Below are 4,901 nucleotides of genomic sequence, written 5' to 3' on the forward strand. Positions count from 1 at the left end.
TCTCAAGCAAAAAGTCGAAGAGGCTCTTTCACATTTTGCTCATCGACAAAAGGAGATTCTTGGACTTTTTGGGCATTGTGAAGAATTAAAAGCTGCCTGATTTTTCAAGGACTTATGTTAGCAAATTTTTTATCTGGAAAACTATATAACCTGTTTTTGTCAAAATTTATAACGCGCCGCTACACTATGTCGATTTCAGATCAAATTAACGCACTTATCCCCAAGGCCATGTGCCGGGACCGGTATTTTTTGCTGCGCGCCTTGCGCAGCAGCCGGAAACCCGGTCAGGGGCCAGGCAAAAATTTTTTAAAGGATCTTCTGGCAAAAGCGCGGGCCTCGGCAGATATCGGGCAGCAGCGTATGGACAACCTGCCCCGAAACATCCGCTTTGACCCGGATTTGCCCATCAATGCCGGAAAAGAGAAGATCATTAAGGCCATACAGGATCATTCTGTGGTGATCATTTCAGGTGAAACCGGATCCGGTAAAACCACCCAGATTCCTAAGTTCTGCCTGGAAGCGGGTCGGGGGATTTTTGGCATGATCGGCTGCACCCAGCCCCGGCGTATTGCCGCCATGACCGTGGCCAAACGCATTGCCTTTGAGCTTAACGAATCTTTGGGGAAGTCCGTGGGATATAAAATCCGGTTTGATGACCACACACCTGACAATGCCTATATAAAACTGATGACCGACGGCATTCTGCTGGCCGAAACCCAGCAGGACCGCTTTTTAAACCAGTATGACACCCTGATTGTGGATGAGGCCCATGAGCGCAGCCTCAATATTGATTTTGTTTTAGGCATCCTGCGCGGCCTTGTCAAAAAGCGTCGTGATCTCAAACTAATCATCACCAGTGCCACCATTGACACCGAAAAATTTTCCAAAGCCTTTGACAATGCACCGATTATTGAGGTCTCAGGCCGGATGTACCCGGTGGAACTGATTTATGCACCCATTGAAGATGACAATAACAATGGTGATGGCGCAGGCTTCCCGGATGACCAGGGTTATGTGGAGGCAGCCGCCAGACAGACTGCTGATCTGTTAATGCGCACCCGCACCGGCGATATCCTGATATTCATGCCCACAGAACAGGATATCGGGGAGACCATGGAAATACTTAAAGGGAAAAACCTGGTCGGGGTCACCATCCTGCCGTTATTTGCACGGCTGTCAGCCGGAGAGCAATCAAAGGTTTTTCTTCCCGGACCCGGCAGAAAAGTGGTGGTCTCCACCAATGTGGCGGAAACATCTTTAACCATTCCGGGTATCAAGTATGTGGTGGACACAGGCCTTGCCCGTATCCCCTCCTATTCGCCAAGAACCCGGACCACGGCTTTGCCGGTCAGCCCCGTTTCCCAGTCCAGCGCCAACCAGCGCATGGGCCGCTGCGGCCGTGTGGAAAACGGTGTATGCATCCGGCTATATGATGAAAATGATTTCAATGGCCGCCCTTTTTTTACAACGCCTGAAATTTTGCGCGCCAATCTGGCTGAAGTTATTTTACGCATGATTGCCCTGGGGCTTGGAGATGTATCCGTCTTTCCCTTTATTGATCCGCCGGCCGCAAAAAGCATCAAGGACGGGTTTGACACCCTTTTGGAACTTAACGCCATTGAAGCTGACAGGCCCGGGGGAAAAACAGGTGCCAATGAAAACAGGGCAGGCAAAAAATACCGGCTCACCCCGTCAGGACGCTTAATGGCCAGGCTGCCCATGGACCCGAAACTGTCCCGGATCCTGCTCAACGCAGGAGATACAGGGATACTTAAAGAAGCAGCCGTCATCACCACGGCCCTGACCGTGTCCGACATCCGGCAGCGACCAGCAGACAAAATCCAGGCCGCAGACCAGAAACATGCCCAGTTCAAGGACCCGGCATCAGACTTTATCACCCTGCTCAACATCTGGAATGCCTGTAAAGACGCCCGGAACCGGCTGAAATCACGTTCAGCCCTTCGCAAATGGTGCATTGAAAATTTTCTGTCCTTCAAACGGCTGCGGGAGTGGCAGGATATCCATGACCAGATCATCCGGATGATCAAAGAACACGGCATTGAACAGACTGCTCCGTCAGCAGCGGTCCAAAACACAATTGATTCCAAGGCCGGTCAGTTTGAGCCGGGCGGTCCCTTGTATGCCGCCATCCACAAGGCCCTTCTCCACGGGTATCTGGCCGGTATTGCCCAGAAAAAGGAAAAAAATCTTTTCACGGCAGCCAAGGGGAGACAGGCCGTCATTTTTCCCGGTTCCGCTCTGTTCAACAAGGCCGGAAACTGGATTGTGGCGGCCGAATACGTCAAGACCAGCCAGCTTTTTGCCCGGTGTGTGGGCAATATTGATCCGGCCTGGATTGAAGAGATCTGCCAGAATCTTTGCACACGCACTTACAGCGATCCCCACTGGGAAAAGAAACGCGGGGAGGTGGTGGCATCCGAACAGGTATCTTTGTTCGGCCTGATCCTTGCCAGCGGCAGATCCGTGGCCTATGGAAAGATCAATCCCGAAGAGTCCGGTGAGCTGTTCATCCGCCATGCCCTGGTCCAGGGGGAGATCTTCCAGGAATTCGGGTTCATGGCCCACAACAAAAATCTCATTGAAGAGATCGCAACCCTGGAAGATAAAACCCGGCAGCGGGATATCCTGGCTTCGGAGGATGAGATTTATATGTTCTACCAGTCCCGGCTGCCCAAACCCTTTTACAACATCCGCACCTTTGCCAAATTCATAAAAACCCTTAAAAGTGATACTTTTCTGCGCATGACCCGCGAGGATCTGCAGAAAACCGACGTGGACCAGACCGTTTTGGCCCGGTTTCCCGACACCCTTGCCACGGATCAGGGAGAGTTTGTCCTGGATTACGAATTCAACCCCGGGGCAAAGACAGACGGGGTGACCCTGAAAGTGTCAAGCCAGGATGCGGCCCTGATCTCCCCCCACCAGGTGGAGACCCTGGTACCGGGGCTGCTCAGGGAAAAGATCGCCGCGTTGATCAAGGCACTGCCCAAAACCCACCGGGTAAAGCTGATGCCCATCCAGCAGCGGGCTGATTTTATTGCAGACCACCTGCCCGACTCGGGTACGCCTTTATATGCAAAGCTGTCCCATGTTATCCAAAAGCATTTCAACCTTGTGATTCCGGCCTCAGCCTGGTCAGATGCGGATCTTGCTGATCACCTGAAAATGCGGATATCCATCCGGGACCACAAAGACAGGGAGATCAAATCCTTGAGGGATTTATCAAAACTGGGGGCCTTTGCCACCCAGGGCCCTGCCCTGCAACCCAATGCCTTTGAACAGGCAAAAAAGGCCTTTGAAAAAACAGGTATCCGGGAATGGAATTTTTCCGATCTTGAACCGGAAATCCAGTTGGACCAAGGCAATGGAACCCAGCGCAAAGCCTTTCCCGGTCTTTGCTGCGGGCAAGACAGCAATGGGGTTACCTTAACCTTGTTCAAAACAAGGCAAGAGGCCCTGGAAAGCCACGCCCAAGGCGTGTGCCGCCTGTTTGAAATCATGTTCCCCGATGATATCAAGGCATTGAAAAAAGATATAAACAGGAGCGAAGGCCTAAGCCGGGTCGCACCCTACTTCAATGACCGGCCCACCTTTGCCCGGATGGCCTACAATGCCATGGCAAAGGCCTTTTTTCAAAAAGAGATCTTTACACAAAACGCGTTTAATACCCATGTGCAGGCCCTTCGTCCCAAGCTGTACACCCTTGGCCGGCAGGCCATGGAAGACATTCTGACCGTGGCCCGGGAATACGCTGCCTGCTTTGACCTGCTGCAACGCTTAAGTCTTGCATCCAAAGACCGACCCGTCATTTTCGAGGCATTGACAGCCGTATTCAATGAGCTGAAAAACCTGTGCCCGGCCAATTTCCTGGAGATTTACGATCTACACCGGATTGCGCTGCTGCCCAAAAACCTGGCATGCCTGTCCATCCGGGCCAGGCGATGGGTGGACAACCCGGCCAAAGAGGCCCAGAGAAAACAGATTATCGCACCCTATGAACGAAAGCTTGCCCACCTGATTTCAAGCCTTGACCCTGGCTCTTCAAAGGAAAAATCCTGTGCAGTGGAAGCGTTTTTCTGGATGCTGGAGGAGTATAAAATCTCTGTATATGCCCAGGAGCTGAAAACCCGGTTCAAAATTTCAGCCAAACGCCTGGATAAGGCCATCATTGAAGCCTCCACAATGATCTGATACCTAAGGCAGGAAACCCGCAACCCAATAAACCGTGATATGAACGAAGCAGTTCCTCATGTATAATAAAGGTAGATTGCTGAGATTCAAATAGTGTAACGCTTTTCACTGAGTGTTGATTGAAACACCCGGGTGATTTTCTATTTGATTTCAATAAATTATAGAAATTTAGCCATGATGACTAATTATCAAAATAATGTAACGCCATCTAAATTTCTCTAATTCAGCCCTAAACCGTGAGAATTTTCTATATTTTAAAAAAATTTATATAGTAACTTCAATAAGTTATGATTTTGATGAGCGAAGATAAAAAAAAATGTTCCCAATTGGAGAATTATAATTGACGCTGATCAGACACACTCTTTTTGCTTTTTGAAAGACCACGTGAAATAGTCGTGCAGTTGATTAAGGACCTTCATGCTCTTTTCATCGCGGCAACAGAACCCATTAGGCCCGGGCGTAAATTCAAAAAAAAACATAAGATCAACAAGCGAGAGCATTACATGAATAATAAGCCTTGCCGTTAACTTTATGACACTCGATGTTCAAGTTTTTAATTCTCGACTTTTGAAAATTACCAAATGACGGGCATTTCAAGCTTTTTTTGAGAAGTCTTTCAGAATCAATTTAAAGTTAAAAAACCATGAAAAGCCTTGGCAAATAGTACTCTTGAAAAGTCAACTAAAAAA

General features: G+C 49.4%; 1 protein-coding gene. It reads left to right on the forward strand.

Annotated features, from left to right (window positions below):
- Window positions 1–156 precede the first annotated feature (156 nt).
- Window positions 157–4,212 carry an ATP-dependent RNA helicase HrpA gene (hrpA, locus tag AB7U36_RS18370; protein WP_428161117.1) on the forward strand — a complete coding sequence of 1,352 codons (4,056 nt, stop codon included), beginning with the start codon at window positions 157–159 and terminating at the stop codon, window positions 4,210–4,212.
- Window positions 4,213–4,901: the final 689 nt, after the last annotated feature.

Source organism: Desulfobacter sp. (genome assembly GCF_050177295.1).